The 24,852-nt window shown below is 72.0% G+C and carries 25 protein-coding genes; 18 read left to right on the forward strand and 7 right to left on the reverse strand.

Translation table 11 applies throughout. The annotated features are described in order from the left end of the window. The first annotated feature begins 50 nt into the window (after positions 1 to 50). The 3 genes from DCW30_RS22095 to DCW30_RS22105 all read left to right on the forward strand — a co-directional run bounded on the left by DCW30_RS22095 (position 51) and on the right by DCW30_RS22105 (position 1,734). Positions 51 to 560, forward strand: a complete 510-nt coding sequence (locus DCW30_RS22095; protein WP_076685507.1) for a helix-turn-helix domain-containing protein — start codon at positions 51 to 53, stop codon at positions 558 to 560. A gap of 53 nt (positions 561 to 613) precedes the next feature. Beyond that, on the forward strand, positions 614 to 1,267 hold the full coding sequence (locus tag DCW30_RS22100) for a hypothetical protein (RefSeq protein ID WP_129299906.1): 654 nt from the start codon (positions 614 to 616) through the stop codon (positions 1,265 to 1,267). A 134-nt stretch (positions 1,268 to 1,401) separates the two neighbouring features. Further along, entirely contained in the window at positions 1,402 to 1,734 is a 333-nt protein-coding gene (locus tag DCW30_RS22105; protein ID WP_079107238.1) for a DUF2516 family protein, read from the forward strand. Between the two features lie 11 nt (positions 1,735 to 1,745). Here the strand turns inward: DCW30_RS22105 and DCW30_RS22110 are convergent, their stop codons facing one another. The 3 genes from DCW30_RS22110 to DCW30_RS22120 all read right to left on the reverse strand — a co-directional run bounded on the left by DCW30_RS22110 (position 1,746) and on the right by DCW30_RS22120 (position 5,520). Continuing rightward, positions 1,746 to 3,116 carry a PP2C family protein-serine/threonine phosphatase gene (locus DCW30_RS22110; RefSeq protein ID WP_076685509.1) on the reverse strand — a complete coding sequence of 457 codons (1,371 nt, stop codon included), beginning with the start codon at positions 3,114 to 3,116 and terminating at the stop codon, positions 1,746 to 1,748. A 354-nt stretch (positions 3,117 to 3,470) separates the two neighbouring features. Beyond that, the gene (locus tag DCW30_RS22115; protein WP_076685510.1) at positions 3,471 to 4,550 is read right to left on the reverse strand and encodes a C40 family peptidase; all 1,080 of its coding nucleotides are present in this window, start codon (positions 4,548 to 4,550) and stop codon (positions 3,471 to 3,473) included. A 172-nt stretch (positions 4,551 to 4,722) separates the two neighbouring features. Further along, entirely contained in the window at positions 4,723 to 5,520 is a 798-nt protein-coding gene (locus DCW30_RS22120) for a class I SAM-dependent methyltransferase (RefSeq protein ID WP_205576607.1), read from the reverse strand. 157 nt (positions 5,521 to 5,677) lie between these two features. Here DCW30_RS22120 and mshA point away from each other — a divergent pair, with 157 nt between their 5' ends. From mshA to DCW30_RS22135, 3 genes are all read left to right on the forward strand, one after another. After that, positions 5,678 to 7,024, forward strand: a complete 1,347-nt coding sequence (gene mshA / locus DCW30_RS22125) for a D-inositol-3-phosphate glycosyltransferase (RefSeq protein ID WP_076689140.1) — start codon at positions 5,678 to 5,680, stop codon at positions 7,022 to 7,024. Then, a complete protein-coding gene (locus DCW30_RS22130) occupies positions 7,017 to 7,559 on the forward strand; it encodes a type III secretion system chaperone family protein (RefSeq protein ID WP_062773111.1) in 543 nt (180 codons plus the stop codon). The genes mshA and DCW30_RS22130 overlap by 8 nt, the downstream gene beginning before the upstream one ends. A 108-nt stretch (positions 7,560 to 7,667) precedes the next feature. Beyond that, positions 7,668 to 9,350, forward strand: a complete 1,683-nt coding sequence (locus DCW30_RS22135) for a glycosyl hydrolase family 28-related protein (protein WP_076685512.1) — start codon at positions 7,668 to 7,670, stop codon at positions 9,348 to 9,350. Here the strand turns inward: DCW30_RS22135 and DCW30_RS22140 are convergent. Next, positions 9,292 to 10,662 carry an MDR family MFS transporter gene (locus tag DCW30_RS22140; RefSeq protein WP_079250071.1) on the reverse strand — a complete coding sequence of 457 codons (1,371 nt, stop codon included), beginning with the start codon at positions 10,660 to 10,662 and terminating at the stop codon, positions 9,292 to 9,294. The two genes, DCW30_RS22135 and DCW30_RS22140, sit on opposite strands and share 59 nt — an antisense overlap. A gap of 276 nt (positions 10,663 to 10,938) precedes the next feature. Between DCW30_RS22140 and DCW30_RS22145 the strand changes: the two genes are divergently transcribed. Both DCW30_RS22145 and DCW30_RS22150 read left to right on the forward strand, forming a co-directional pair. Continuing rightward, the gene (locus tag DCW30_RS22145; protein WP_062773105.1) at positions 10,939 to 11,700 is read left to right on the forward strand and encodes a phosphoglyceromutase; all 762 of its coding nucleotides are present in this window, start codon (positions 10,939 to 10,941) and stop codon (positions 11,698 to 11,700) included. A 340-nt stretch (positions 11,701 to 12,040) separates the two neighbouring features. Continuing rightward, complete coding sequence (locus DCW30_RS22150) at positions 12,041 to 12,550, forward strand: hypothetical protein (protein ID WP_076685513.1); 510 nt, start codon at positions 12,041 to 12,043, stop codon at positions 12,548 to 12,550. On the opposite strand, the gene DCW30_RS22155 is transcribed toward DCW30_RS22150, so the two are convergent. Further along, complete coding sequence (locus tag DCW30_RS22155; protein WP_076685514.1) at positions 12,528 to 12,743, reverse strand: hypothetical protein; 216 nt, start codon at positions 12,741 to 12,743, stop codon at positions 12,528 to 12,530. The two genes, DCW30_RS22150 and DCW30_RS22155, sit on opposite strands and share 23 nt — an antisense overlap. 425 nt (positions 12,744 to 13,168) lie before the next feature. Here DCW30_RS22155 and DCW30_RS36770 point away from each other — a divergent pair, with 425 nt between their 5' ends. After that, positions 13,169 to 13,327 (forward strand): hypothetical protein, encoded by a 159-nt coding sequence (locus DCW30_RS36770; protein WP_162933577.1) that lies wholly within the window; start codon positions 13,169 to 13,171, stop codon positions 13,325 to 13,327. 94 nt (positions 13,328 to 13,421) lie between these two features. On the opposite strand, the gene phoU is transcribed toward DCW30_RS36770, so the two are convergent. Continuing rightward, on the reverse strand, positions 13,422 to 14,102 hold the full coding sequence (phoU, locus tag DCW30_RS22160; RefSeq protein ID WP_062773095.1) for a phosphate signaling complex protein PhoU: 681 nt from the start codon (positions 14,100 to 14,102) through the stop codon (positions 13,422 to 13,424). A gap of 273 nt (positions 14,103 to 14,375) precedes the next feature. On the opposite strand from phoU, the gene phoR reads away from it, so the two are divergent. Together phoR and phoP are read left to right on the forward strand one after the other, a co-directional pair. Then, positions 14,376 to 15,641 carry a two-component system sensor histidine kinase PhoR gene (gene phoR / locus DCW30_RS22165; protein ID WP_062773092.1) on the forward strand — a complete coding sequence of 422 codons (1,266 nt, stop codon included), beginning with the start codon at positions 14,376 to 14,378 and terminating at the stop codon, positions 15,639 to 15,641. Between the two features lie 5 nt (positions 15,642 to 15,646). Next, complete coding sequence (phoP, locus tag DCW30_RS22170; RefSeq protein WP_467539963.1) at positions 15,647 to 16,318, forward strand: two-component system response regulator PhoP; 672 nt, start codon at positions 15,647 to 15,649, stop codon at positions 16,316 to 16,318. Between the two features lie 126 nt (positions 16,319 to 16,444). Here the strand turns inward: phoP and DCW30_RS22175 are convergent, their stop codons facing one another. Next, positions 16,445 to 17,173, reverse strand: a complete 729-nt coding sequence (locus DCW30_RS22175) for a copper chaperone PCu(A)C domain-containing protein (protein ID WP_076685515.1) — start codon at positions 17,171 to 17,173, stop codon at positions 16,445 to 16,447. A 603-nt stretch (positions 17,174 to 17,776) separates the two neighbouring features. Between DCW30_RS22175 and DCW30_RS22185 the strand changes: the two genes are divergently transcribed. The 7 genes from DCW30_RS22185 (at position 17,777) to DCW30_RS22215 (ending at position 24,801) form a co-directional block, all read left to right on the forward strand. Next, positions 17,777 to 18,259, forward strand: a complete 483-nt coding sequence (locus DCW30_RS22185) for a CarD family transcriptional regulator (protein WP_003953493.1) — start codon at positions 17,777 to 17,779, stop codon at positions 18,257 to 18,259. A gap of 284 nt (positions 18,260 to 18,543) precedes the next feature. Continuing rightward, a complete protein-coding gene (ispD, locus tag DCW30_RS22190; RefSeq protein WP_076685517.1) occupies positions 18,544 to 19,275 on the forward strand; it encodes a 2-C-methyl-D-erythritol 4-phosphate cytidylyltransferase in 732 nt (243 codons plus the stop codon). After that, on the forward strand, positions 19,265 to 19,768 hold the full coding sequence (ispF, locus tag DCW30_RS22195) for a 2-C-methyl-D-erythritol 2,4-cyclodiphosphate synthase (protein ID WP_076685518.1): 504 nt from the start codon (positions 19,265 to 19,267) through the stop codon (positions 19,766 to 19,768). The genes ispD and ispF overlap by 11 nt, the downstream gene beginning before the upstream one ends. Positions 19,769 to 19,869: 101 nt before the next feature. Further along, complete coding sequence (locus tag DCW30_RS22200; RefSeq protein WP_062773080.1) at positions 19,870 to 20,274, forward strand: PPOX class F420-dependent oxidoreductase; 405 nt, start codon at positions 19,870 to 19,872, stop codon at positions 20,272 to 20,274. Between the two features lie 293 nt (positions 20,275 to 20,567). After that, positions 20,568 to 21,968 carry a cysteine--tRNA ligase gene (cysS, locus tag DCW30_RS22205; RefSeq protein ID WP_076685519.1) on the forward strand — a complete coding sequence of 467 codons (1,401 nt, stop codon included), beginning with the start codon at positions 20,568 to 20,570 and terminating at the stop codon, positions 21,966 to 21,968. Between the two features lie 112 nt (positions 21,969 to 22,080). Continuing rightward, positions 22,081 to 23,025, forward strand: coding sequence for a 23S rRNA (guanosine(2251)-2'-O)-methyltransferase RlmB (gene rlmB / locus DCW30_RS22210; protein ID WP_062773076.1), 945 nt, complete (start codon positions 22,081 to 22,083; stop codon positions 23,023 to 23,025). 93 nt (positions 23,026 to 23,118) lie between these two features. After that, the gene (locus DCW30_RS22215; protein ID WP_076685520.1) at positions 23,119 to 24,801 is read left to right on the forward strand and encodes a DoxX family protein; all 1,683 of its coding nucleotides are present in this window, start codon (positions 23,119 to 23,121) and stop codon (positions 24,799 to 24,801) included. Positions 24,802 to 24,852 lie beyond the last annotated feature (51 nt).

Below are 24,852 nucleotides of genomic sequence, written 5' to 3' on the forward strand. Positions count from 1 at the left end.
TTGCAAGCAGGTGCTTGCAAGAGTTAGCAGGGATGGTGCACCATCGAGGCATGGCATCACTCAACGTCGGCAATCTCGGCGAGTACCTGCGCGAGCAGCGGCGCACCGCGCAGCTGTCGTTGCGGCAGCTCGCCGACGCCGCCGGGGTGTCCAATCCGTATCTGAGCCAGATCGAGCGCGGCCTCCGCAAGCCGAGCGCCGAGGTGTTGCAGCAGGTCGCCAAGGCCCTGCGGATCTCCGCCGAGACGCTGTACGTGCGTGCGGGGATCCTCGACGAGAAGGAGCGGGACGAGCTGGAGACGCGCGCCGTCATCCTCGCCGACCCCTCCATCAACGAGCGCCAGAAGCAGGTGCTGCTGCAGATCTACGAGTCGTTCCGCAAGGAGAACGGCTTCGAGACGGCCGCGTACACGGACGCGCCCGTGGACGCGGACGCGGATTCAGACGCGTACGCGGATGCGCACGCGGACACGGACACGGATGTGGACACCGAGACCGTCGAAGGCGCCCGTACGGCCGACGGCAGTGCTGCCCGACCGAAGCAGAAACCCACAGGCTGAGGCGAGCCGAACCAGGCTGGACCAGCTGACGCGAATCCGGGAGGACCATCGTCATGGCCATCACCGATGACCTGCGCAAGACCCTCACCACGACCACCCCCGCCTACTTCGTCGCCGGGTCCGCGGACCTCGCCTTCCAGCAGGCGAAGAAGGTGCCCGCCATCGTCGAGCAGCTCATCGCCGAGGCCCCGTCCCGCTTCGAGGCGGTCCGCAACGCCGACACCAAGGCCGTGCAGGACAAGGCCGCCGCCCGCGCCAAGGAGGCGCAGGAGACCATCCAGGCCAAGGTCACCGAGGTGCTCGGCAGCATCGACACCGACCTGAAGAAGCTCGGCGAGACCGCGCAGGACCTCGCGCTGCGCGGCGTCGGCGTGGCCGCCGAGCTCGCGGTCAGGGCGCGCGAGAAGTACGACGAGGTGGCCGAGCACGGCGAGCAGACCGTGAAGACCTGGCGCGGCGAGGCGGCCGAGGAGATCCTCGACCTGGCCGAGACGGTCGAGCCCGACCCCGAGCCGGCGCCCGCGGCCACCGCCGCGACCACGGGCGCGACGCCCGCCGCCGGACCCAGGAACACGGTCACCGCGACGGCGAAGAAGCCCGCCGCGAAGAAGACCGCCACGGCCAAGCCCCCGGCGGCCAAGTCGACGACCGCCAAGTCCGCGGCCGACAAGGCGGCCGACAAGAAGAGCACCCCGCCCGCCGAGTAGCGCGAGCCGACGGGAGCGGAAACGGAAACGGGCGGCTGGGCCGGGCACTCGTGGAGTGCCCGGCCCGTTGACCGGGTAGCGGGTACCGTGGCCGCGTAATCGATGCGCCGAGACTGGTGGTGGACGTTGTGCTGATGCAGGGGTTCGCGAACTTCATGTGGCTGCTTTCGCTGGCCCTGATCGTGTTCAGCGGATTCGCGCTCGTCGACGCCGCCGTCCGGCGCGAGGACGCCTATCGGGCCGCCGACAAGAAGACCAAGCCGTTCTGGCTGATCATCCTCGGGCTCGCCTTCGTGGTGAACCTGATCTTCGACATCCTGTCGTTCCTGCCCATCATCGGCCTGATCGCCACGATCGTGTACATGGTGGACGTGCGGCCCGCGCTCCGGCAGATCACCGGCCGTGGTGGCCGGCGCGGCGGCTCCAGCAGCGACGGACCGTACGGCCCGTACAACGGCGGTCGCTGACCCCGGCCGCCTCAGCGACCGTGGCCGCCGGTCGCCCGGTCGAGGAGCAGCACGGCGACGTCGTCCGTCAGGTCGCCCCCGTTGAGGTCGCGGACCTCGTTCACGGCGGCCTCCAGGAGCGCCTCGCCGCGCAGCCCGGCGGCGATCTGGCGGCGGACCATCTCCACCATGCCGTCCTGGCCCAGGCGCTGGTTGCCCTGGCCGATACGGCCCTCTATCAGCCCGTCCGTGTAGAGCATCAGGCTCCACGTCCCGCCCAGCTCCACCTGCCGCCGAGGCCAGCGGGCGCGCGGCAGGAGACCGAGGGCGGGGCCCCCGTCCTCGTACGGAAGGAGCTCGGCGAGGCGGCCGTCGCGGGCGATCAGCGGCGCCGGGTGTCCGGCGAGGCAGAGCCCGGCGCGGCGGCCGTCGGGGGCGATGTCGACGGTGCAGAGCGTCGCGAAGATCTCGTCGTCGGCGCGCTCGTGCTCCAGGACCTTCTGCAGCGTGGACAGCAGCTCGTCGCCGCAGAGCCCGGCGAAGGTCAGGGCGCGCCACGCTATCCGCAGCTCCACGCCGAGCGCCGCCTCGTCGGGGCCGTGGCCGCAGACGTCACCGATCATCACGTGCACCGAGCCGTCGGGGGTGCGCACGGTGTCGTAGAAGTCGCCGCCGAGCAGCGCGCGGGAGCGGCCGGGGCGGTAGTGGGCGGCGAAGCGCAGCGGTGAGCCGTCGAGGAGCGGCGTCGGCAGGAGGCCCCGCTCCAGGCGGGCGTTCTCCTGGGCGCGCAGCCGGGACTCGGTGAGCTGGCGCTGGGCGGCGTCGGCGCGCTTGCGCTCCACCGCGTACCGGACGGTGCGGCTGAGCAGCCGGCCGTCCAGCTCGTCGCGGAAGAGGTAGTCCTGGGCGCCGACCCGCACGGCCTCGGCGCCGCGCTCGGCGTCGCCGTTGGCGGTGAGGGCGAGGACCGCGTGCCGGGGCGCGAGCCGCAGCACGTGCTGGAGCGCGACGAGCTCGTCGTCCGCCTCGGGGTCGTCGGGGCCTCCGGAGCCGCCGGGGCCACCGGGGCCGCCAGGAGCGACGGCGGGCGCGGGCAGGGCGAGGTCGAGCAGGATGCAGTGCACGTCGTCGGTGAGCAGCCGCTCGGCCTCGGTGAGGTTGCGGGCGGTGCGTACGCGGATGGGGTTGCCCGCCGAGTCGAGGAGCGCGGGCACGCTCAGGGAGCCGCCGGGATCGTCCTCGATCACCAGCAGGGTGAGCGGTGAGCCGTGGGGGCCGCCGTCGGTCTGACCGGCCGTGCCGGACGGGTTCAGGGCGAGCGCCCCGGCGTCCTGGCGGGGTGCGTGCGCCTGACCGCCTTCCGCGGCCGGGATCGCTCTCTGCCGCGGTATGGGTGCGGGCATCGCTTGGTTTCCTTCCCTCCCCCCGAGGGCATGGTGCGACGCAGGTCGACGCAGCACCGACGACGGACCATAGCGGTAGCGGGGCCCCGAGTGGAATGGCGCGGGGCAATCGGCCACCGTCATATGCCGCATCCTGGAACGCAATTGGGCATGACGCGGTCCGCTTCCAATGACGAACATCACGCCCTTGGAGCCGAGCGGGACCCCGGCCCGTGCACTGGGTCACACCCGGCGGACGGCCACGTCACACCCCCCGCGCGCGGGCCACGACCCACCCCCACGCGCGGGCCACGCCACACCCCCACGCGGGCCACGTCACACCCCCGTGCCGCGCGGCCCCGGCGCGCCGCCCGGCTACTTGTCGGGCCGGACCACGCCCAGGATCCGCATGGAGCCCGCCCCCGCGGTCGTGACGTCGCGGCCCGGCCGCGGGGCGTGCACGATCGTGCCGTCGCCCACGTACATCCCGACGTGGCTGGCGTCCGCGTGGTAGATGATCAGGTCGCCGGGGCGCATGTTCTTGATGTCGACGCGCGGCAGCCGCTTCCACTGCTCCTGCGAGGTCCGCGGAATGCCCTGCCCGGCCGCCGCCCACGCCTTCGAGGTGAGCCCGGAGCAGTCGTACGAACCCGGGCCCTCGGCGCCCCACACATAGGGCTTGCCGATCTGGGCCGTGGCGAACGCGATGGCCTTCTTGCCCTGCGGGGTGGCCTTGGCGCCGATGTCCTTCAGGACGCCCGAGTCCACCCACGCGGACTGCTTCTCGCGGGCCGCCGCCTTCTCCAGCTCGCGCAGCCGCTCCCGCTCCTTCTTCTCCAGCCGCGACTCAAGCTTTTCCGCGTCCGCGATCTTCTTCTTGATCTTCCTCTTCGACGCGGCCTTCGCCTTGCGGTTGGCTTCCAGCTTCTTCCAGCGGGCCGTGGCGTCCTCGGCGTAGATCCGCAGGTCCTCCTGCGTGCGGGACAGCTCGGTCAGCATGCTCTTGGTGGCCTTGTGGCCCTGCCGCACGCGTCCGGCGCCGTCGAGGAACTCGCCGGGGTCGTCGCTCAGCATCAGCTGGGCCTCGTCCGGCATGCCACCGCCGCGGTACTGCGAGCGGGCCGCGGCGCCGGCGCGCGCCTTGAGCTTCTTCAGCTTCGCCCGGCCGTCGGCGATGTCCTCGGACAGCTTCACGATCTGCTCGGACTGCTTGTCGGCCTTCTCCTCGGCCGCGTTGTACGCGTCCGTCGCCACGCCCGCGTCGTGATAGAGCCTCTCGATCTCCTTGCGGACCTCTTCGAGGGACTCGTCCGACCGGGGCGTCGGAGCCGTCGGTCTCGTCGGGGACGAAGGGCTCGCGTGTGCCGCTCCCGGTGCGGTCACCACCACAGCCGTCGCGCAGATCAGCGCCACGGTCGCCGCCGTCGAGCATCGCTTGCCGGTCACGCCCTGCACCCCCAAAAGAACCTGATTTACCGTCAGTAACTTGCGGTCGCTTCCGGGATGGTGCCATGTCGGCGCCCTTTTGCGACAGAGTGCTACGGCAACTCTGATCTCCCACCCGCCTCATGTGACGAACGGCACGCCGAGTTCGTTCCCCGCAGGTCACGGCCTTGGCCGGACGGATTCACCCGGTCAGCGGCGCCAGCGCCTCCCACCGCACCGTCAGTTCCCCCTGCCGCCACCGCGAAGCCCCGTCGAGGACCGGCCAGTCGCCGCGGAGGTCGCGCGCCGCCCTGATCCAGCGCTGCCGCGCGCCGTAGGAGGCGTACGGGGCCGCCGCCGCCCAGGCCCGGTCGAAGTCCCGCAGGAACGCGTGGACCGGCTCGCCCGGCACGTTCCGGTGGATCAGCGCCTTCGGCAGCCGCTCGGCGAGATCGGAGGGGCGCTCCAGCGAGCCGAGCCGGGCCGCGAACGTCACCGAACGCGGCCCCTCGGGACCCAGCGCCACCCAGACGTGCCGCCGACCGATCTCGTCGCAGGTGCCCTCGACGAGCAGCCCGCCGGGTGCGAGGCGCGCGCGGAGCCGCTCCCAGACGGCGGCGACCTGGTCCTCGTCGTACTGGCGCAGGACGTTCGCGGCCCTGATCAGGGCGGGGCTGCCGGACAGGGGCACCTCGAAGCCGCCGTGGCGGAACGTGAGGCCTTCCCGCTCGTACGGCTTCGCGGCCGCGACCCGGGCCGGTTCGATCTCGACGCCCACGACACGCGTGCGTGGAGCGGCGGCCCGCAACCGCAGGAGGAGTTCGACGGCGGTCCAGGGGGCGGCGCCGTAGCCGAGGTCGACGGCCACGGGGTCGGGGGAGCGGCGCAGCGCCGCGCCGTGCGTGGCGGCGATCCAGCGGTCCATGCGGCGCAGGCGGTTCGGGTTCGTGGTCCCGCGCGTCACCGTTCCCACGGGGCGGGAAGGGGTACGCGGGGCCATGGGGAAAGGGTATGCGGCAGCGACGGTTGAGACGGCCGGGTAATGCTTTGGCAAAAAGGCCCCCGGAGGAAATGGAGCAGAAACCTCCGGTGTTCAGTCCTCTGGAGGTACGTACGCCCTCCCCGTCGTCATGCCCGTACGCAAGGAGGACCGCCACGTGAGCCAATACGTGTCCAGGCTCGGGCGTCGCTCCCCATCGGCCCCCTCACGGCTCCGCATGCCAGGCACCCCGCGGCGGCCCCGGCGCGTGGCCGTGCTGAGCGTGCACACGTCGCCCCTGCACCAGCCCGGCACGGGCGACGCGGGCGGCATGAACGTCTACATCGTCGAGCTGGCCAAGCGCCTCGCGGCGATCAACATCGAGGTGGAGATCTTCACCCGCGCCACCACCGGCGCGCTCCCGCCCGCCGTGGAACTCGCGCCCGGAGTCCTGGTCAGACACGTCGACGCGGGCCCCTACGAAGGCCTCGCCAAGGAGGAGCTGCCGGCCCAGCTCTGCGCCTTCACGCACGGCGTCATGCAGGCCTGGGCGGGCCACCGGCCCGGCTACTACGACCTCGTCCACTCCCACTACTGGCTCTCCGGCCACGTCGGCTGGCTCGCCGCCGAGCGCTGGGGCGTGCCCCTGGTGCACGCCATGCACACCATGGCCAAGGTCAAGAACGCCGCGCTCGCCGAGGGCGACACCCCCGAGCCCGCGGCCCGCGTCATCGGCGAGACGCAGATCGTGCGCGCCGCCGACCGGCTCATCGCCAACACCTCCGAAGAGGCCGGCGAACTCGTCCGCCACTACGAGGCCGATCCCGGCAAGGTCGCCGTCGTCCACCCCGGCGTCAACCTCGACCGCTTCCGCCCCGCCGACGGCCGCGCCGCCGCACGCCACCGCCTCAGCCTGCCGCAGAACGCGCTCGTCCCGCTCTTCGCGGGCCGCATCCAGCCCCTGAAGGCCCCCGACGTGCTGCTGCGCGCGGTCGCCGTCCTCCTGGACGAGCGGCCCGCCCTGCGCTCCAACATCGTCGTGCCCATCGTCGGCGGGCCCAGCGGCAGCGGCCTCGCCAAGCCGGAGGGCCTGCAGAAGCTGGCCGCGAAGCTGGGCATCGCCGATGTGGTCCGCTTCCAGCCGCCGGTGGGCCAGGACCAGCTCGCGGACTGGTTCCGCGCGGCCTCGGTCCTCGTGATGCCGTCCTACAGCGAGTCCTTCGGCCTCGTCGCCATAGAGGCGCAGGCGGCGGGCACGCCGGTCCTCGCGGCCTCGGTGGGCGGCCTCCCGGTGGCCGTGCGGGACGGCGTGACGGGCTTCCTGGTGTCCGGCCATGAACCCGCCCGCTACGCGCGCGTGCTCCGCGACTTCGCCGACCAGCCGCACCTCGCCGACAGCATGGGCCAGGCCGCGGCCCGCCACGCGCAGTCCTTCGGCTGGGACACCGCGGCGTCCGTCACGGCGGACGTCTACACCGCGGCCATGCATGACTTCCGCCGTCACGTACGCTCGCACCATGGCTGAGCGGACGGGTGTTTCGGCAGGCGGGAACGGTTCTTCGGGCGCGGGTCGCGCCGCCGCGGGTGAGGTCGTCGAGCGGACCCTCGACGACGCCGGCCTTGAGTGGGAGAGCCCCGAACCGGGCTCCTACGTGGTGAAGCTTCCGGGCACCAGGAAGCTCTCGACCACCCTGTCGATGATCGTCGGCAACCACTCGCTCTCCCTGAACGCCTTCGTCATCCGCCATCCGGACGAGAACCACGCGGCGGTGCACCGGTGGCTCCTGGAGCGGAACCTGCGCCTGTACGGCGTGAGTTACGCGATCGACTCCCTCGGCGACATCTACCTGGCCGGCAAACTCCCGCTGGCCGCGGTCACCCCGGAGGAGCTGGACCGGCTCCTCGGATCGGTGCTCTCCGCCGCGGACGACTCCTTCAACACGCTCCTTGAGCTGGGTTTCGCCTCGGCGATCCGCAAGGAGTACGAGTGGCGGGTCTCGCGCGGTGAATCCACGCGGAACCTGGACGCGTTCACGCATCTGACCCGCCGCGAGGACTGAGCGCCCCACCCCTTCCCCGCTCCACCCCGGCCGTGGCATGCTCCCGCCATCGCACATCTGAACCCCGTTCATGGACGTGGACGAGGTGGAGCGGAAGGCGGCGGCAGCATGGCGGACCACCCCAGCAGACGACGCGTGCTCGGCGGCGCGATGGCCGTGGCGGCGGCCACGACCGGCGCCGGCGCGGTCCGCGCCGCCGCCGCCGGGCCCGGCGAGGGCCCTGCCCAAACCCTGCCCATCTGGCGGGAGTTCGCCCGCGCCCCCTACACGCACCCCCAGATCCCCTACATCGGCCACGCCGGCTACCGCACCGGCCGCCACCCCTTCCCCCGCCCCCGGCGCGTCTTCGACACCCGCCACTACGGCCTGCGGCCCGGCGGCGCGGCGGACGCGGCCCCCGCGATCAACCGGGCCCTCGCCGACGCCGGGCGGCACGGCGGCGGCACGGTGCTCGTGCCGCCGGGCACGCACCGCGTCGACGACGTCATCCGCGTGGCCCACGACCACGTCACCCTGCGCGGCGCGGGCAGCGACCGCACCACCCTCCTCGCCACCAAGAGCCTCACCGAGCTGATCGGCCCCTACGGCTCCCGCTACGGCGGCGACAAGTCGAGCTGGTCCTGGGCCGGCGGCCTCATCTGGCTCTGCCCGCAGGCCCGTTACGACGAACTCACCACCGCCATCAAGGCCACGGCGTGGCCCTTCGAGGGCTGGACCGGCAACACGCGCGACGCATGGCGCACACTGACGCCGCTGGGCGCGGTGCGGCGCGGCTCCTGGGGCGCACGGGTGGCGGACGCGTCCCGACTCCGTGCGGGAGACCTCGTACTCCTGCGTCTGTCGGACGACCCCGGGCACACCCTTCTGGAGCACATGGCGGGCGGCGGACCCGGCCCCGAGGCGTACACCTGGGACGACAAGACGAAGCTCACCTCGTACGTCCCGTACGAGTGGCCCGTGAGGATCGCCTCCGTCGACCGCCGCAGGCGCACAGTCACCTTCGAGCGCCCCCTGCCCCTCGACGTGCGCCCGGAGTGGGACCCGCGACTCACCACCCATGCGCGGGCCCTGACGGGCTCCGGCGTGGCAGGGCTCACCCTGGAGGCCGTCGAGACCCCGCAGGCCCCGCACCTCCTCGACAAGGGGTTCAACGGCGTCACGTTCCAGTGCGCGTACGACTGCTGGGCCGAGGACGTCGTCGTGCGCCACGTCGACAACGGCTTCGGCCTGGTCGCCGCCTCCGCCTGCACGCTGCGCCACACGCGCGTGACCGGCCGCGGCTCACACCACCCGTACTTCTGCCGCGAGGGCTCGCACGACAACCTGATCGAGGACTTCCGGATCGACGCCCGTACGGCCCCGGCCCCACCCGGCACACAACTGCACGGCATCAACGTCGAGGGCCTCTCGTCACACAACGTCTGGTCGCGCGGCCTCATGGAGATGGGCACCTTCGACAGCCACCGCGGGATGCCCTTCGCGAACGTACGCACCGACATCACCGTCGAGAACGACGGCCGGCACGGCGGCGACGCGAGCGCGGGCCCCCTCTTCGGCGCGCGCTTCACGCACTGGAACATCCGCGTCACCAACGGCCGCGCGGGCCTCATGAAGATCGACGGCCTGGCGCCCTACAGCGCCACGGTCGGCCTCAACACCGTCCGCGAGTTCGACCAGATCGACCTACCGGACTTCACCGGCGACCTCCACGCGCGGCTGGAGCTGTACGGCACTACGGGTGTGGTGCGGCCACGGAATCTGCACGAGGGGCAGCGGGGGGTGCGGGGATGACCTCGGCGGCTCCGGCGATGACCCCGGTCGCTCCGGCGGCGGCTTCGGCGGTGGTTTCTGTGGGGCCGGTGGGGCCGGCGGGGCCGGGGGCTTCGGTGAGGGGCGGCGTCTCCTCGGGGAGCTTGCGCATCAGCCCCCAGTAGCCGAGCGCGGCCGCGGTGCCGAGCAGCGCGCACGTCCCCCACAGCCACTCCGCCCCGAACCGATCGATCATGAAGCCGGACATCAGCGGGGCGACGAGCGCGGCCACGGACCACGACGTCGTGTACATGCCCTGGTAGCGGCCGCGCCCGTGGACGGGGGAGAGCCGCACGACCAGGCTCGTCTGCGTCGGCGCGTTGACGATCTCGGCGAGCGTCCACACGCACACCGTCAGCGCGAAGACGCCGAGGGAGCCCGCGAAGGCGGTGAGCCCGAAGCCGTACCCGGCGACGACCGAGGAGATCACCAGCAGCCGCCGCGGGTCCCGGTGCTCGATGAAACGGGTGACCGGGATCTGCAGGACGACGATCAGCACGCCGTTCACGGCGATGGCCAAGCCGTAGTCGGCGGGCGTGAACCCGGCCTCGCCCATGGCGACCGGCAGCCCCAGCGACCCCTGCTGGAAGATGAGGGCCACGAGGAACGACAGCCCGACGACCCCCATGAACCGCCCGTCCCGCAGCACGGTCCCGAGCCCGACCTCCGGCTCCGCGGCCTTCTCGAGCGCGGTGCGCACGGGCCGCGACTCCGGCAGTTTGATGAAGACGAGGATCGCGCACGCCATCGTCATGGCGGCCTCGATGAGGAACCCGGCCCGGTAGCTGTACGCGGCGATGAACCCGGCTCCCGCGGAGGAGATGGCGAAGCCGAGGTTGATGGCCCAGTAGTTGAGCGAGAAGGCCCTCACGCGGTCCTCGGGCCGCACGATGTCCGCCATCATCGCCTGCACGGCGGGCCGCGAGGCGTTGCTCGCCATCCCGACGAGGAAGGCGACCCCGGCGATGGCCGCCGGGTGCTCGACGAAGGCGAGCACGGCCACGGTCACGGCCGTCGAGGCCTGCGCGACCAGCAGCGTGGGCCGCCGCCCGAGCCGGTCGGTCATCACCCCGGCCCCCAGGGAGGAGACGACCCCACCGAGCCCGTGCAACGCGACGACGAGCCCCGCGTACGAGGCGGAGTACCCGCGTTCCAGCGTCAGGTACAGCGCCATGAACGTGGCGACGAACGCCCCGAGCCGGTTGACCAGCGTGCTCGTCCACAGCCACCAGAAGGCGCGCGGCAACCCCGACACGCTCTCCGTGACGGCACGTCTCATGGCGGTGACAGGCATGGTGGTCCCCCGGGGCGGTGTGAACGTCTCGCACGTGTGAACGACGCCTCGCATGCGCGAAGGTTCTCGCACGTGCGAATGGCTCTGGCGTGCGTGTGAGTGTCTCTAGCTGTGAGTGCCTCTGCTGTGAGTGCCTCTAGCTGTAAGTGTCTCTAGCGGCATGGAAACATTACGAGCAGCCGCTTTCGCCCCGCCAGTCAATTGACGGAACCCGTCAACCGATGAGCCCGCGCCCGCGCGCGCGAGGCCCACGGGGGTTCGATTACGCTCAGGGGCATGGCCGACGCACCGTACAAGCTGATCCTCCTCCGCCACGGCGAGAGCGAATGGAACGCGAAGAACCTGTTCACCGGCTGGGTGGACGTCAACCTCAACGAGAAGGGCGAGAAGGAGGCGGTCCGCGGCGGTGAGCTGCTCAAGGACGCCGGCCTGCTCCCCGACGTGGTCCACACGTCGCTCCAGAAGCGCGCGATCCGCACGGCGCAGCTCGCGCTGGAGTCGGCCGACCGCCACTGGATCCCGGTCCACCGCTCCTGGCGTCTGAACGAGCGCCACTACGGCGCCCTCCAGGGCAAGGACAAGGCCCAGACGCTCGCCGAGTTCGGCGAGGAGCAGTTCATGCTGTGGCGCCGCTCGTACGACACCCCGCCGCCGGCGCTGGACCGCGACGCCGAGTACTCCCAGTTCTCCGACCCGCGCTACGCCACGCTCCCCCCGGAGCTGCGCCCGCAGACGGAGTGCCTGAAGGACGTCGTCGTCCGCATGCTCCCGTACTGGTTCGACGGCATCGTCCCCGACCTCCTGACCGGCCGCACGGTCCTGGTGGCGGCGCACGGCAACTCGCTGCGCGCCCTGGTCAAGCACCTGGACGGCATCTCCGACGCCGACATCGCGGGCCTGAACATCCCCACCGGCATCCCGCTCTCCTACGAACTGGACGCCGACTTCAAGCCCCTCAACCCGGGCGGCACCTACCTCGACCCGGAAGCCGCGAAGGCGGCGATCGAGGCGGTCAAGAACCAGGGCAAGAAGAAGTAGCCCTGCCTCAGCCTCACGCCCCCTGCCCGCGGATTTCCGCGAGCAGGGGGCTTGTCGTCGTACCGGGGTCGTCGGGCAGCGACGCCATGACGAAGCTCTGCGGAAACGAGGTCCGCGTCGTCCCTCTCTGACCTGTCGGCCCGTCGGCTCCAGCCCGTCGTAACGCCGCTCCTGCTCACCGTCCGCCGCGCCTCCGCCGACGCACCGACCGGCCCGCCGCCGGCCCCCCGGCAGCGTGGGGGAACCGACCGGCACGACATGACGTCTGGCACAGGACGGCCAGGACGGCCAGGACGGCCAAGACGGCGACGGCGACGAGGAACGCCCGGAAGGCGGCGGCATGTTCATCCTGCTGATGTACGGCGCCCTGCTCGCCGTGCCGCTCTGGGCCATCGCGGTCGTGGTGAAGCTGATATCGGTCGTCGCCCCCGGGCGCCGGCCGGACTGGGCCCGTGACCTGCTGCGGTGGAGCGTGGGCGCGGCGGCTGCCGCAGCCGTCATCGTGTACGTGATCGGGCTCGGCCTGGTCCAGTGGGACGCGAGCGAAGCCGAGTCCGGCGCGGGGTCCTCGCCCGCGGTTCCCTGCCGGTCCCTGCCGCCCGGCACGCTCGACCGACTCGCCGGGCATGAACCGTCGTACGTCCCCCTGGGCTTCGACTGCCTGCTGGACGGCGGTCGCACCGTGGCGGCGAGCGGCCCCTACGGCACGCTGAACGCCCTGACCGCCGCCTTCGGCCTGACGGCGGTGCTGTCGCTGATCGCCGTGGGGTTCCTGGACGAGTACCGGGCGCGGGCACAGAGGAAGCCCGGGCGGACGGGCGAGGGCCTCAAGGCGTCCCCGACCGAGTGATCCCCTCCGCCATGCTGCCCACGACGTCCCGGATCCACTGGCCGAACGCCGTCGGGGCGATCAGGACGCCGAAGACCAGGACGATCACCACCGTCAGTTGCTCGTCGCTCCGCTTGCGGGCCTCGGTGCGCCTGCGCAGACGCAGGACGATGATGACCGCCAGCAGGACCGCCACGTTGATCGTCAGAACCATCGGTCAGGCCCCCCTCGGACGACGGGTGTCCCGGACCTTCCTGTCTAGCTCGAACGTCCGTACGTGGCTGCCCCGTCACGCCCGGTTGGCGACAAAGCGCCCCATCACGACCGGATCGACACGTGCGGGACGGGTATGACAGGGGAGGGTGACCCGGCTCCGCCGGCCGCCGCGTGAGGTGTGGGGACTCCACGCCTCCGTACGTCATCGGGGCGACGGTGGTACGCCTATCCCTTGCTGTGACAGTCGGGGAGGGTGTTTCACCTGGGGCGTTGCGCCGGGTGCGACGCGGGTGCGCGGCGGGTGCGGCGCCGGTGCGCGGAGGCCCGGCCACGCGCGTGTGCGCCGTTGATGCGCCCGCCCTGCCGGGCATGCAATGGGGGTGCGCGCTTGCCGTACTCCCCATGCTTTCGAGGAGGACCCCCATGGCCGAGTCCCTCAAGAACCGAGCAGCCCCCGAGCCGTCGGCCGACACCCCGGACCTGCCGAGGCTCGTGCTGCTCGGCGCCTGCGGCTGCGGCTCGGGCTGCAGCTGCGGCTGCCAGTCCGGCGGCAGCTGCCAGTGCGGCGGCAGCTGCGGCTGACCGCGCGAGACGGTGCCCCGCACGGACCTGACCCCGTGCGGGGCACCGCTGTGCCGGTGAGCCGCCGACCTGCCGCGAGGAGCCGCCGACCGGGTTACGCCCCCTCCACCGGCGTCCCCGTGGGCTGGATCTCGTCCGCGTGCTCCCCCGTGACCAGGTACACGACGCGCTTCGCCACCGACACCGCGTGATCCGCGAACCGCTCGTAGTAGCGGCCGAGGAGGGTCACGTCGACGGCCGTCTCGATGCCGTGCTTCCAGCGGTCGTCCATCAGGTGCTGGAAGAGCGTGCGGTGGAGCTGGTCCATCTCGTCGTCGTCCTGCTCCAGCTGGAGCGCGAGGTCGACGTCCTTGGTGATGATGACCTCCGCCGCCTTCGCCATCAGGCGCTGCGCGAGCTGGCCCATCTCCAGGATGGTGGCGTGCAGGTCGTGCGGCACCGCCGAGTCGGGGAAGCGCAGCCGGGCGAGCTTCGCCACGTGCTGGGCCAGGTCCCCCGAACGCTCCAGGTCGGCGCTCATCCGCAGCGAGGTGACGACGATGCGCAGATCGGTGGCGACCGGCTGCTGCCGCGCCAGCAGGGCTATCGCGCGCGCCTCCAGGTCGTGCTGGAGATCGTCGACCTTCTGGTCGGCGGCGATGACGCTCTCGGCCATCTTCAGGTCGGCGTCGAGCATGGCCGTCGTGGCGCGCCCGATCGCGGACCCGACCAGGCGGGCCATCTCCACCAGGCCTTCGCCGATCGAGTCAAGTTCCTCGTGGTACGCGTCCCGCATGTGACTGTCCCTCTCTCGTACGTCCCAGGGGGCTGGCCCCCACGCTCCCACGGTGCGGCCCGCACGCGTCCCTTTCCCGGACCCCGCGTGAACCGCCTCCATCATCAAGGTGAACTGTGGGAGACGCGTGGCGGCACTTCCGATCGGCCCCCGGCCGGGACGTCCGGGGGAAGTGAACCGGTGCGGTCCCCACGGTGAACTCTGGGCGACGAGTGTTCGAGGCGGCCCCGGTATGGCTGTGGCCGACACGCAACCGGCGCATAACCTGGTCACATGGACGTGAACGCGGCGGTCGCCGCAGTGGCAGCGATCGCCGGAGTGTGTACCGGTGTCATCGCCATGCTGGCGTTCCGCTGGAGCGAGCGCGACCAGAAACGCCCCACCCGGACCTCCCTGCACACCGATCCCGTGCTGCCCCCGGGGGTCGACACGGTCCTGTCCGTGCTGCGCTCCTCCGCCGTCGTCCTCGACGAGGGCGACAGCGTGGTCAAGGCCAGCTCGGCGGCGTACGCACTGGGGCTCGTGCGCGGCGGCAAGCTCGCCGTCGACCCGATGCTCCAGATGGCCCGCGACACCCGCCGCGACGGGGAGATACGCCAGGTCGAACTGGACCTGCCCCGGCGCGGCACCGGCCGCGGCGAGGCCCTGGCGGTCTCCGCCCGGGTGGCGCCGCTCGGCTCCCGGCTCGTGCTGCTGCTGGTCGAGGACCTCACGGAGGCCCGCCGCATCGAGGCGGTGCGCCGCGACTTCGTCGCCAACGTGAGCCATGAGCTGAAGACCCCGGTGGGCGCGCTCTCCCTGCTCTCCGAAGCGGTCATGGACGCCTCCGACGACCCCGAGGCCGTCGAGCGCTTCGCGGGCCGCATGCAGATCGAGGCGACCCGCCTGACCAACCTCGTGCAGGAGCTGATCGACCTCTCCCGGGTGCAGAACGACGACCCCCTGGAGGACGCGGAGCCCGTCCGCGTCGACGAACTGGTGGCGGAGGCGATGGACCGCAGCCGGCACCAGGCCTCGCACAAGCAGATCACCATGGCGGCGGGCGGCACCGCCGAGCTGCAGATCTGGGGCAACCGCGGCCAGCTCGCCGCGGCCCTCGGCAACCTCGTCGAGAACGCGGTGAACTACAGCCCCGCCCGCACCCGCGTGGGCATAGCCGCCCGCCGGGTCACCGCACCCGGCGGCGACTTCATCGAGGTGGCCGTCACCGACCAGGGCATCGGCATCTCCGACAAGGACAAGGAGCGCATCTTCGAGCGCTTCTACCGCGTCGACCCGGCCCGCTCGCGGGCCACCGGCGGTACGGGCCTCGGCCTCGCCATCGTCAAGCACGTGGCCGCCTCGCACGGCGGGGAGGTCACGGTGTGGAGCTCGGAGGGACAGGGCTCCACGTTCACCCTGCGGCTGCCGGAGGCGGCCGCGCACCGCGACCGCGGAACCGGTCACGGCGGCGGACTCGACGACGAGACCACCCCACCCGACGCGACCACTGCGACCACTACGTACGAACCCATTCCTGCCCCGGAGGTCCTTCCGTGACCCGAGTGCTCGTCGTCGAGGACGAGGAATCCTTCAGCGACGCTCTGTCCTACATGCTCCGCAAGGAGGGCTTCGAAGTCGCCATCGCGGCGACAGGCCCGGACGGACTCGACGAATTCGAGCGCAACGGCGCCGACCTCGTCCTGCTCGACCTCATGCTGCCCGGCCTGCCCGGCACCGAGGTGTGCCGACAGCTGCGCGGCCGATCCAACGTCCCGGTGATCATGGTCACCGCCAAGGACAGCGAGATCGACAAGGTGGTCGGCCTGGAGATAGGGGCCGACGACTACGTCACCAAGCCGTTCTCCTCGCGGGAGCTGGTCGCCCGCATCCGCGCGGTCCTGCGCCGCCGCGGTGAGCCCGAGGAGGTCGCCCCGCAGGCCCTGGAGGCGGGCCCGGTCCGCATGGACGTGGACCGCCATGTGGTGACGGTCTCCGGCTCCAAGGTCGACCTGCCGCTCAAGGAGTTCGACCTCCTGGAGATGCTGCTGCGCAACGCGGGCCGCGTCCTGACCCGTATGCAGCTCATCGACCGCGTCTGGGGTGCGGACTACGTGGGGGACACCAAGACCCTCGACGTCCACGTCAAGCGCCTGCGCGCCAAGATCGAGCCGGACCCGGGCGCCCCGCGCTACCTGGTGACGGTGCGCGGTCTCGGCTACAAGTTCGAGCCGTAGGCCGAAGGACCGATAGGCCGGTAGGCCACCGAGGACGGCGGCCGGGAACGGCGAGAAGGGCGGGACCCGACCGGGTCCCGCCCTTCCGTGTGTCCGAGCCTCCGTACGCGGGTGCGCGTACGGGAATCAGTGCTGGGTGCCGGTGCCGGCTTCCGCCGAGGCCTGGCCGCCGTCGGCCGGAGCGGACGGGTCGGCGCCGGCCTCGCCCTCGTGGCCCTCGGCCTGGCCGCCGTTCTCGCCCGCGGGCTTGTCGCTCGCGCCGGCGTCCGGCTCGCCGGAGGCGTCGGCGGGGGCGGACGGCTGGGTCTCCGGCGCCTTCGGGACCTCGGTCGGGCCCCACTCGGTGAAGTAGCTCTCGGCGGGCACGACGAACGCCTGGAGCCGCACGTCGCCCGTCTTGCTGAACGAGAACGTGATCCGCTGCGCGTTGCCGTCCTTGACGGAGTCGCGGCTGCTGGGCAGCACGGCGGAGGCGTTGCCCTTGCCGCCGATCACGACGGACTCGCCGGCGGGGATGGTCAGCGGGCCCTTCGCCTTGGTCTTCGCGTCGCCCTTGGCGGGGGTGATCTCGGCCTTCTTGCCGGTGCCGTTGACCGTGATCGAGTCGAGGGTCTGGTCCGAGGAGCCGGAGTTGAAGACCGTCGCGGAGATCACGGCGGGACCCTTGGACTTCAGGTCGGGCTGCGTGATGACCAGGGCGTTCTGGATCTTGATGTCACCGACGGAGATCGCCGCGTTGTCCGGCTTGACCTCCAGCGTCTCGGCGTTGTTGCCCGCGCCGCACGCGGCGAGCGAGGCAAGCGAGAACGCGATGGCGGTGGCGGCGATGGCGCCGCGTCGAAGGCTGCGGCTCACGGCGGCGGCAACTCCTTGGGCGAGAGAGGTACGGGCGGTTCGGGCGGCCGTAAAGCCGCCCTAAGAGTGTGTCAGCGCGCTCAGGTTACCGAGCCGCCGGCGCACCGCCGCACCCGACCCGCCCCTACGGGTCACCAGCCTCGACGGGGCTCGTCCGAACCGCCCGCCCCAATGGCCGCGCGTCTCCCATTCGTATAAGCGCCGTCACGTGCTCCGGGCGTCGGTCCCGCGGATTTCCGGCGACGAATGCGTGGACGTACGGAGAATTGATCTTCCGCGGCTTGATCAATTCCGGCAAACGCGCGGCGCGGAGTGTGACACAGTCCTTCGCTCGCCGAACGGAGTAGCGAAAGTTCACCGCTTGGAACCGCGCAAATCGGGACGTTCGGCCTCTTCGGGCGCCCTCCGGGGGCGCGTAACGCCCACGTTTCTCCCGTCCCGGAGAGCCGCTCCGACCTGCGAATACCCCCTTCCGGGAGGCCTCCGCAGCACGTTCCTGTTGCTGTTGTCAAGCCCCGAGATATGCCCTGACCTGCGAAAACGCCATTCAGAAGAGGCAGTTCTCGTGTTAGGATGGATAGCCACGGAAGGGGTACCTGTCACATGACGTTCAAGGTTGGCGACACCGTGGTCTATCCCCATCACGGGGCCGCGCTGATCGAGGCTATCGAAACTCGCCAGATCAAAGGCGTGGACAAGACCTACTTGGTGCTGAAGGTCGCCCAGGGCGATCTGACGGTACGTGTGCCAGCGGACAATGCGGAGTTCGTCGGCGTGCGTGATGTGGTCGGTCAGGACGGGCTGGACCGGGTCTTCGAAGTACTGCGCGCGCCGTACGCCGAAGAGCCCACGAACTGGTCGCGTCGTTACAAGGCAAATCTCGAGAAGCTCGCCTCGGGCGACGTCATCAAGGTCGCGGAAGTCGTGCGTGACCTGTGGCGCCGGGAGCGCGAGCGTGGACTGTCCGCAGGTGAGAAGCGCATGCTCGCCAAGGCGCGCCAGATCCTGGTGAGCGAGCTCGCCCTCGCGGAGAACACGAACGAGGACAAGGCCGAGGCCCTGCTCGACGAGGTCCTCGCGTCCTGACGCGCACGGCCTGACGGCAGTGCCCAGGCCGTCCACGCGCATCCATGCCGCGGTGCCCGCTGACCCTTCGAGGAGTCGCCGGGCACTGCGGCATGTCCGTACCCGAAGTGGGCGGCATGTCGCGGTGTGGCGTGCCGGGCTCCGGCAGTCGGCTCGACCAGATGTCACGGAAGGGTCCGGTCAAGGGCGTCGGCCCGGCACTCCCCCGGCTCTCGACCTGTTCGAGCGGGGGCACGCCCAGGCCATACCCACGTCGGCCGAGCACACAAACCTGAACGGAACCGATGTCTAGCGAATCCCGCACCGCGGTGGTCATTCCCGCGGCCGGCCGGGGCGTGCGCCTCGGCCCTGGCGCCCCCAAAGCGCTCCGCGCGCTGAACGGCACCCCGATGCTCATCCACGCGGTCCGCGCCATGGCGGAGTCCCGCGCCGTCTCCCTCGTCGTCGTGGTGGCACCGCCCGACGGCGCCCAGGAGGTCAAGACCCTCCTCGACGACCACGCGCTGCCCGACCGCACCGACTTCGTCGTCGTGCCCGGCGGCGACTCCCGCCAGGAGTCCGTCAGGGCCGGCCTCGACGCCCTGCCGCCCGGCATCGACATCGTGCTCGTGCACGACGCGGCCCGCCCCCTGGTGCCCGTCGACACGGTCGACGGCGTCATCGAGGCCGTACGCGACGGGGCCCCCGCCGTGGTGCCCGCGCTGCCGCTCGCCGACACCGTCAAGCAGGTCGGCCCCGCGGAGGCGCCCGACGCCCCCGAGCCCGTCGTCGCCACGCCCGAGCGGGCCACCCTGCGCGCGGTGCAGACCCCGCAGGGCTTCGACCACGCCACGCTCCGGCGCGCCCACGACACCGTCACGGAGGCCGTCACGGACGACGCCGGCATGGTGGAGCGGCTCGGCCTGCCCGTCGTCGTCGTGCCGGGCCACGAGGAGGCCTTCAAGGTGACGCGCCCCCTCGACCTCGTCCTCGCCGAGGCCGTGCTCGCCCGCAGGAGGGCCAACGATGGCTTCTGAGACACCGCGGGTCGTGCTGCCGCAGGTCGGCGTCGGCACCGACATCCACGCCTTCGAGGAGGGCCGCGACCTCTGGTGCGCGGGCCTGAAGTGGGACGACGAGGGCCCCGGCCTCGCCGGGCACTCCGACGCCGACGTCGTCGCCCACGCGGCGTGCAACGCGCTGTTCTCGGCCGCGGGCCTCGGGGACCTCGGCGCCCACTTCGGCACCGGCCGCCCCGAGTGGTCCGGCGCCTCGGGGCTCACCCTGCTCGCCGAGGCCGCCCGCGTCGTCCGCGACGCCGGCTTCACCATCGGCAACGTGGCGGTGCAGGTCATCGGTCCCAGGCCCAAGATCGGCAAGCGGCGCGACGAGGCGCAGAAGGTCCTCTCCGAGGCCGCCGGCGCGCCGGTGTCGGTCTCCGGCGCCACCACCGACGGCCTCGGCTTCCCCGGCCGGGGCGACGGACTGGCGGCGGTCGCCACGGCACTGGTCGTCCGTACGACGGCATGAGGCCGATATCGGGTAGACGTATGGCTCGTACAGGCGATGACGGCAGCGGCGCGTCCTGACGACGATGGACGTCGCCGGCCGTCCACGAAGGAGTGAAGCCCATGTCCGCGGAACTGTCCGACGACCTCAAGGCCCTGCTCGACACCCCCGTCTTCATCATGGTGGCCACGATCCAGCCGGACGGCAGTCCGCAGGTGTCACCGGTGTGGGTGAAGCGGGACGGTGACGACGTGCTGTTCTCGACGACGGTCGGGCGCCGCAAGGAGAGGAACCTCCGCCGGGACCCGCGGGTGACGGTGGTGGTCCAGCCGGCCGACGCCCCGTACACGTACGCGGAGATCCGCGGCACCGCGGAGATGACGACGGAGGGCGGCCAGGAGCTGATCGACGAGCTGTCGGTGAAGTACACGGGGAAGAAGTACGCGGAGTTCAACCCGTCCGCGGGCGAGGACGGCGAACGCGTGGTCGTGCGCGTCTCCGCGCGGAAGGTCGTCGGCCGGGTCTGAAGGCCGCTGGACGCTGCTCCGTCTGCCCTGACGGGCGGAGTGCCCCCGCCGCCCGCGGGACCCTGCTGAGGGACGCGGGGTCACGATGGCCACGATCCAGCCGGGCGGCAGTCCCGTACCCGTACGCGGAGATCCTGCGGCACCGCGGAGATGACGGCCGAGGGCAGCGCGGCGGGCGCGTCTCGGCGCGGAAGGTCGTCGGACGGGTCCGAGGGGGCGGTCGTGCGGGGCGGTTCGTGTTCTGTGGGGGAAGGGGGCGTGGGGCACTGCCTCGCGCCCACTACCCTGGAGTGGTGACGATTCGCCTGTACGACACCAGCGCCCGGCAGATCCGTGACTTCAGCCCGCTCCAGGACGGCTGTGTCTCGATCTACCTCTGTGGTGCCACGGTGCAGGCGGCCCCGCACATCGGCCACATCAGGTCGGGCCTGAACTTCGACATCATGCGCCGCTGGTTCACCTACCGCGGCTATGACGTGACGTTCGTGCGCAACGTGACGGACATCGACGACAAGATCATCAAGAAGTCGGCCGAGCAGGGCCGCCCCTGGTGGTCGATCGGGTACGAGAACGAGCGCGCGTTCAACAGCGGTTACGACGCCCTCGGCTGCCTGCCGCCCACCTACGAGCCGCGCGCCACCGGGCACGTGACCGAGATGGTCGAGATGATGCGCGGGCTCATCGAGCGCGGCCACGCCTACGAGGCGGACGGCAGCGTCTACTTCGACGTGCGCTCCTGGCCGCAGTACCTGGAGCTCTCCAACCAGGACATCGACGACCTGCGCCAGCCCGACGAGGGCGTCCCCGGCAAGCGCGACCCGCGCGACTTCGCCATGTGGAAGGCCGTCAAGCCGGGCGAGCCCGCCTGGGAGACGCCCTTCGGCCGCGGCCGGCCCGGCTGGCACCTGGAGTGCTCGGCGATGGCCCACAAGTACCTGGGCGCCGAGTTCGACATCCACGGCGGCGGGATCGACCTGATCTTCCCCCACCACGAGAACGAGATCGCCCAGGCCAAGGCCTTCGGCGACGCCTTCGCGCGGTACTGGGTGCACAACGGCTGGGTCACCATGAGCGGCGAGAAGATGTCCAAGTCGCTGGGCAATTCGGTGCTCGTCTCCGAGATGGTCAAGCAGTGGCGCCCCATCGTGCTGCGCTACTACCTCGGCACCCCGCACTACCGCTCGATGATCGAGTACAGCGAAGAGGCCCTGCGCGAGGCGGAGTCAGCCTTCGCCCGCGTCGAGGGCTTCGTGCAGCGCGTCGTGGAGATGGCGGGCGGCGTCGTCGAGCCCGCCGCCCAGGTGCCGCCGGCCTTCGCCGACGCCATGGACGACGACATGGGCGTCCCGCAGGCGCTCGCCATCGTCCACACCACGGTCCGGCAGGGCAACAGCGCCCTGGCCGCCGACGACAAGGAAGCCGCCGTGGCGCGGCTCGCCGAGGTGCGGGCCATGCTCGGCGTCCTCGGCCTCGACCCGCTCGACCCCCAGTGGGCCGACGGCGAGAGCGAGCGGGGCGAGGACCTGCGCGGCGTGGTCGACAGCCTCGTGCGCATGGTCCTCGACCAGCGTGAGGCCGCCCGCGGCCGCAAGGACTGGGCCACCGCCGACGCCATCCGCGACCAGCTCGGCCGGTCGGGCCTCGTCATCGAGGACAGCCCGACGGGACCCCGCTGGACGCTCGGTCCGCGCTGAATCGAACACCGCTGATGTGCCGCCCGGCCCCCCGGGCGGCACACTGCATAGACGTACACCTCCGGGCGCGTACGCACGTACGAGCCCACGCAACACGACAGACAGGTAGGTCATGGCCGCTAACAACCGCCGCATGTCCGGCAAGAAGGGCGCGCAGGTCGGCAGCGGCGGCAATCGGCGCCGCGGCCTTGAGGGCAAGGGTCCGACGCCGCCCGCCGAGGCGCGCAAGGGGCATGTGAAGAACCGGATCGCCACCGCCAAGGCCAAGAAGGCGGCGGGACGCCGTCCCGCGGCCAAGAACCGCGGCGGCAAGGGCACCTCCGAGATGGTCGTCGGCCGCAACCCGGTCTTCGAGGCGCTCCGCGACGGCGTGCCCGCCACCACGCTCTACGTCCAGCAGTTCATCGACAACGACGAGCGGGTGCGCGAGGCGCTCCAGCTCGCGGCCGAGCGCGGCGGCATCCACCTCATGGAGGCCCCCCGCCCCGAGCTCGACCGCATGACGAACGGCCTGAACCACCAGGGCCTCGTCCTCCAGGTCCCGCCGTACGAGTACGCGCACCCCGAGGACCTCGCCGCCGCCGCGTACGACGCCGGTGAGGACCCGCTGATCGTCGCGCTCGACGGGGTGACGGACCCGCGCAACCTCGGTGCGGTCGTCCGCTCCGTCTCCGCCTTCGGCGGGCACGGCGTCCTCGTGCCGGAGCGGCGTGCCGCGGGCATGACGGCCGGCGCCTGGAAGACGTCGGCGGGCGCGGCGGCGCGCACGCCGGTCGCGCGCGCCACGAACCTGACGCGCGCCCTGGAGCAGTACAAGAAGGCGGGCGTCGCCGTCGTCGGCCTCGCGGCGGACGGCGAGCACGAGGTCGGCGACCTCCAGGCGCTCGGCGGCCCCGTCGTCATCGTCGTCGGCAGCGAGGGCAAGGGCCTGTCCCGCCTGGTCGGCGAGACGTGCGACTACCGCGTCCGCATCCCGATGCCCGGCGGCACCGAGTCGCTGAACGCGGGTGTCGCGGCGGGTGTCGTGCTCTACGAGGCCTCGCGTCGCCGCAGCTGAGACCCGCCTGTCCGGGCCGCGTTGATCACTTGACGCGGTCCGGACATTTCTCCGTGGTCAAGGCAGTGTCCTAAACACACATCACTCGGTTAGATGAGTGTGGACACCAGAACATCCCGCACTCCCACGGGGGGAAGCTCGTCAGGCTTCGACGAGGCTCCCGCGCTGAGCATGGTGAAGGTGCCGAGCGACCCGGCGCAGGTCATCGTCAATCACGCGAGCTTCCGCGTGCAGCTCCCTGCCGCTGGGCAGACTCAATCCCCGCGTATCTCCCGGCACTTGGACGCCGTCGGCCCGACGGTGCGCATCCCCGCCGCGGGCGCCGCCGCCAAGCGGCGCACGCCCGTCGTCTGGAGCGGCAGGTCCGAGCCGGACGACACGGGCGCCATCAGACTCCTGCAGGCCGTGCGCGGCAACAGCGTGCGCCGCTCGGCCGAGGACACGGGCCCCTTCGAGGACGCGGGCGCCACCCAGGTCATCCCCCGCGTCGGCTACGACGAGGGCCCCGACACCGTCGCGACGCCCGGCATCCCCGGCGGCCGCACCCCCGAGACCCAGCTGCTGCCGCAGATGCGGATGCCCAGCAGCGACTACGACGAGCGGATCGCCGAGCGCGAGCGCCTCGACGCCCACGAGGACTCGTACGAGGACGACGACGCGTACGAGACCGGGTACGACGACGGGGACGAGGGCGAGGACGACAGGCGGCGGCACGGCGCCGACCCGGTCCGCCACGCCTACTACCCCGGGCGCCGGATGAACCTCGGCGTCGTCCTCCTGCCGCTCCGCGTCTTCCTCGGCCTCATCTCGGTCTACGCGGGCATGGGCAAGCTCTGCGACCCCGTCTACTTCGACGGCGGCGAGCGCGGCTCCATGGTCAAGTGGCTCACGTCCCTGCACCCCTGGGCCCTCGCCGAGCCGCTGCGCGACTTCGCGCTCCAGCACCCGGTGGGCGCCGGCCTCACCGTCGCCTTCCTCCAGGTCATCGTCGGCGTCCTGACGATCCTGGGACTCTGGCAGCGGGTCGCGGCCACGGTCGGTGTGCTGCTCTCCGCCGCGCTCCTGGTCACCGTGAGCTGGAGGACCGTCCCCGCCTACGACGCGCCGGACATCATCTACCTCGCCGCCTGGTCCCCGCTGATCATCGCGGGCGCCCCCTTCTACTCCGTGGACGGCCGCCTCGCGGGCGAGGCCTGGCGCACGCTCGGGCCGCGCGTCGACATCTGGGACCTGCGGCGGCGCGTGCTGCGGCGCGGCGGTCTCATCGGCGGTGTGGCGATCGGCCTGACGCTGCTCATCGGCTCACTCCTGGGCAGCGCGGTGCGCGACGCGGACCGGGTCACCGTGCCGGGTCCCGGCGAGGCCCCGCGCAACGAACAGCCGGGCTCCCCGCTGCCGGGCGACCCGGCGAAGAAGCAGCGGCGCCAGGCGCAGAGCCCCTCCGCCACCACCGGCTCGCCCACGCAGGGCGGCAGCTCCGCGGGGCCGACGCAGGGCGCCACGGCCCCCGGCGCCGCCCGCGAGACGGGCACGGCGGGCACCGCCGGGCAGCCCAGCCAGACGCAGGGCAGCACCGGCGCCGCGGGCCAGGCTCCGCCGCAGCAGACGACGCCGCAGGAACAGCAGCAGCAGGCCCCGGCCACGACCGCGGGGCCGACGTCCGGCGGCACGAGCGGCGGCTCCACCACTACCGGTGGCGGCACGGGCGGCAGCGGCGGCACCGGCGGCTCCGAGGGCCGGCGGCCCGGTCTCCTCGGCGGTGTCCTCGGCAACTGACCGGGTGGTACGACGACGGTGGGGCCCCGCACGGATGGCGTGCGGGGCCCC

Origin of the sequence: Streptomyces alfalfae, from assembly GCF_004127445.1 — a bacterium.
In the GTDB taxonomy this organism is placed as follows: Bacteria; Actinomycetota; Actinomycetes; order Streptomycetales; family Streptomycetaceae; genus Streptomyces; species Streptomyces alfalfae.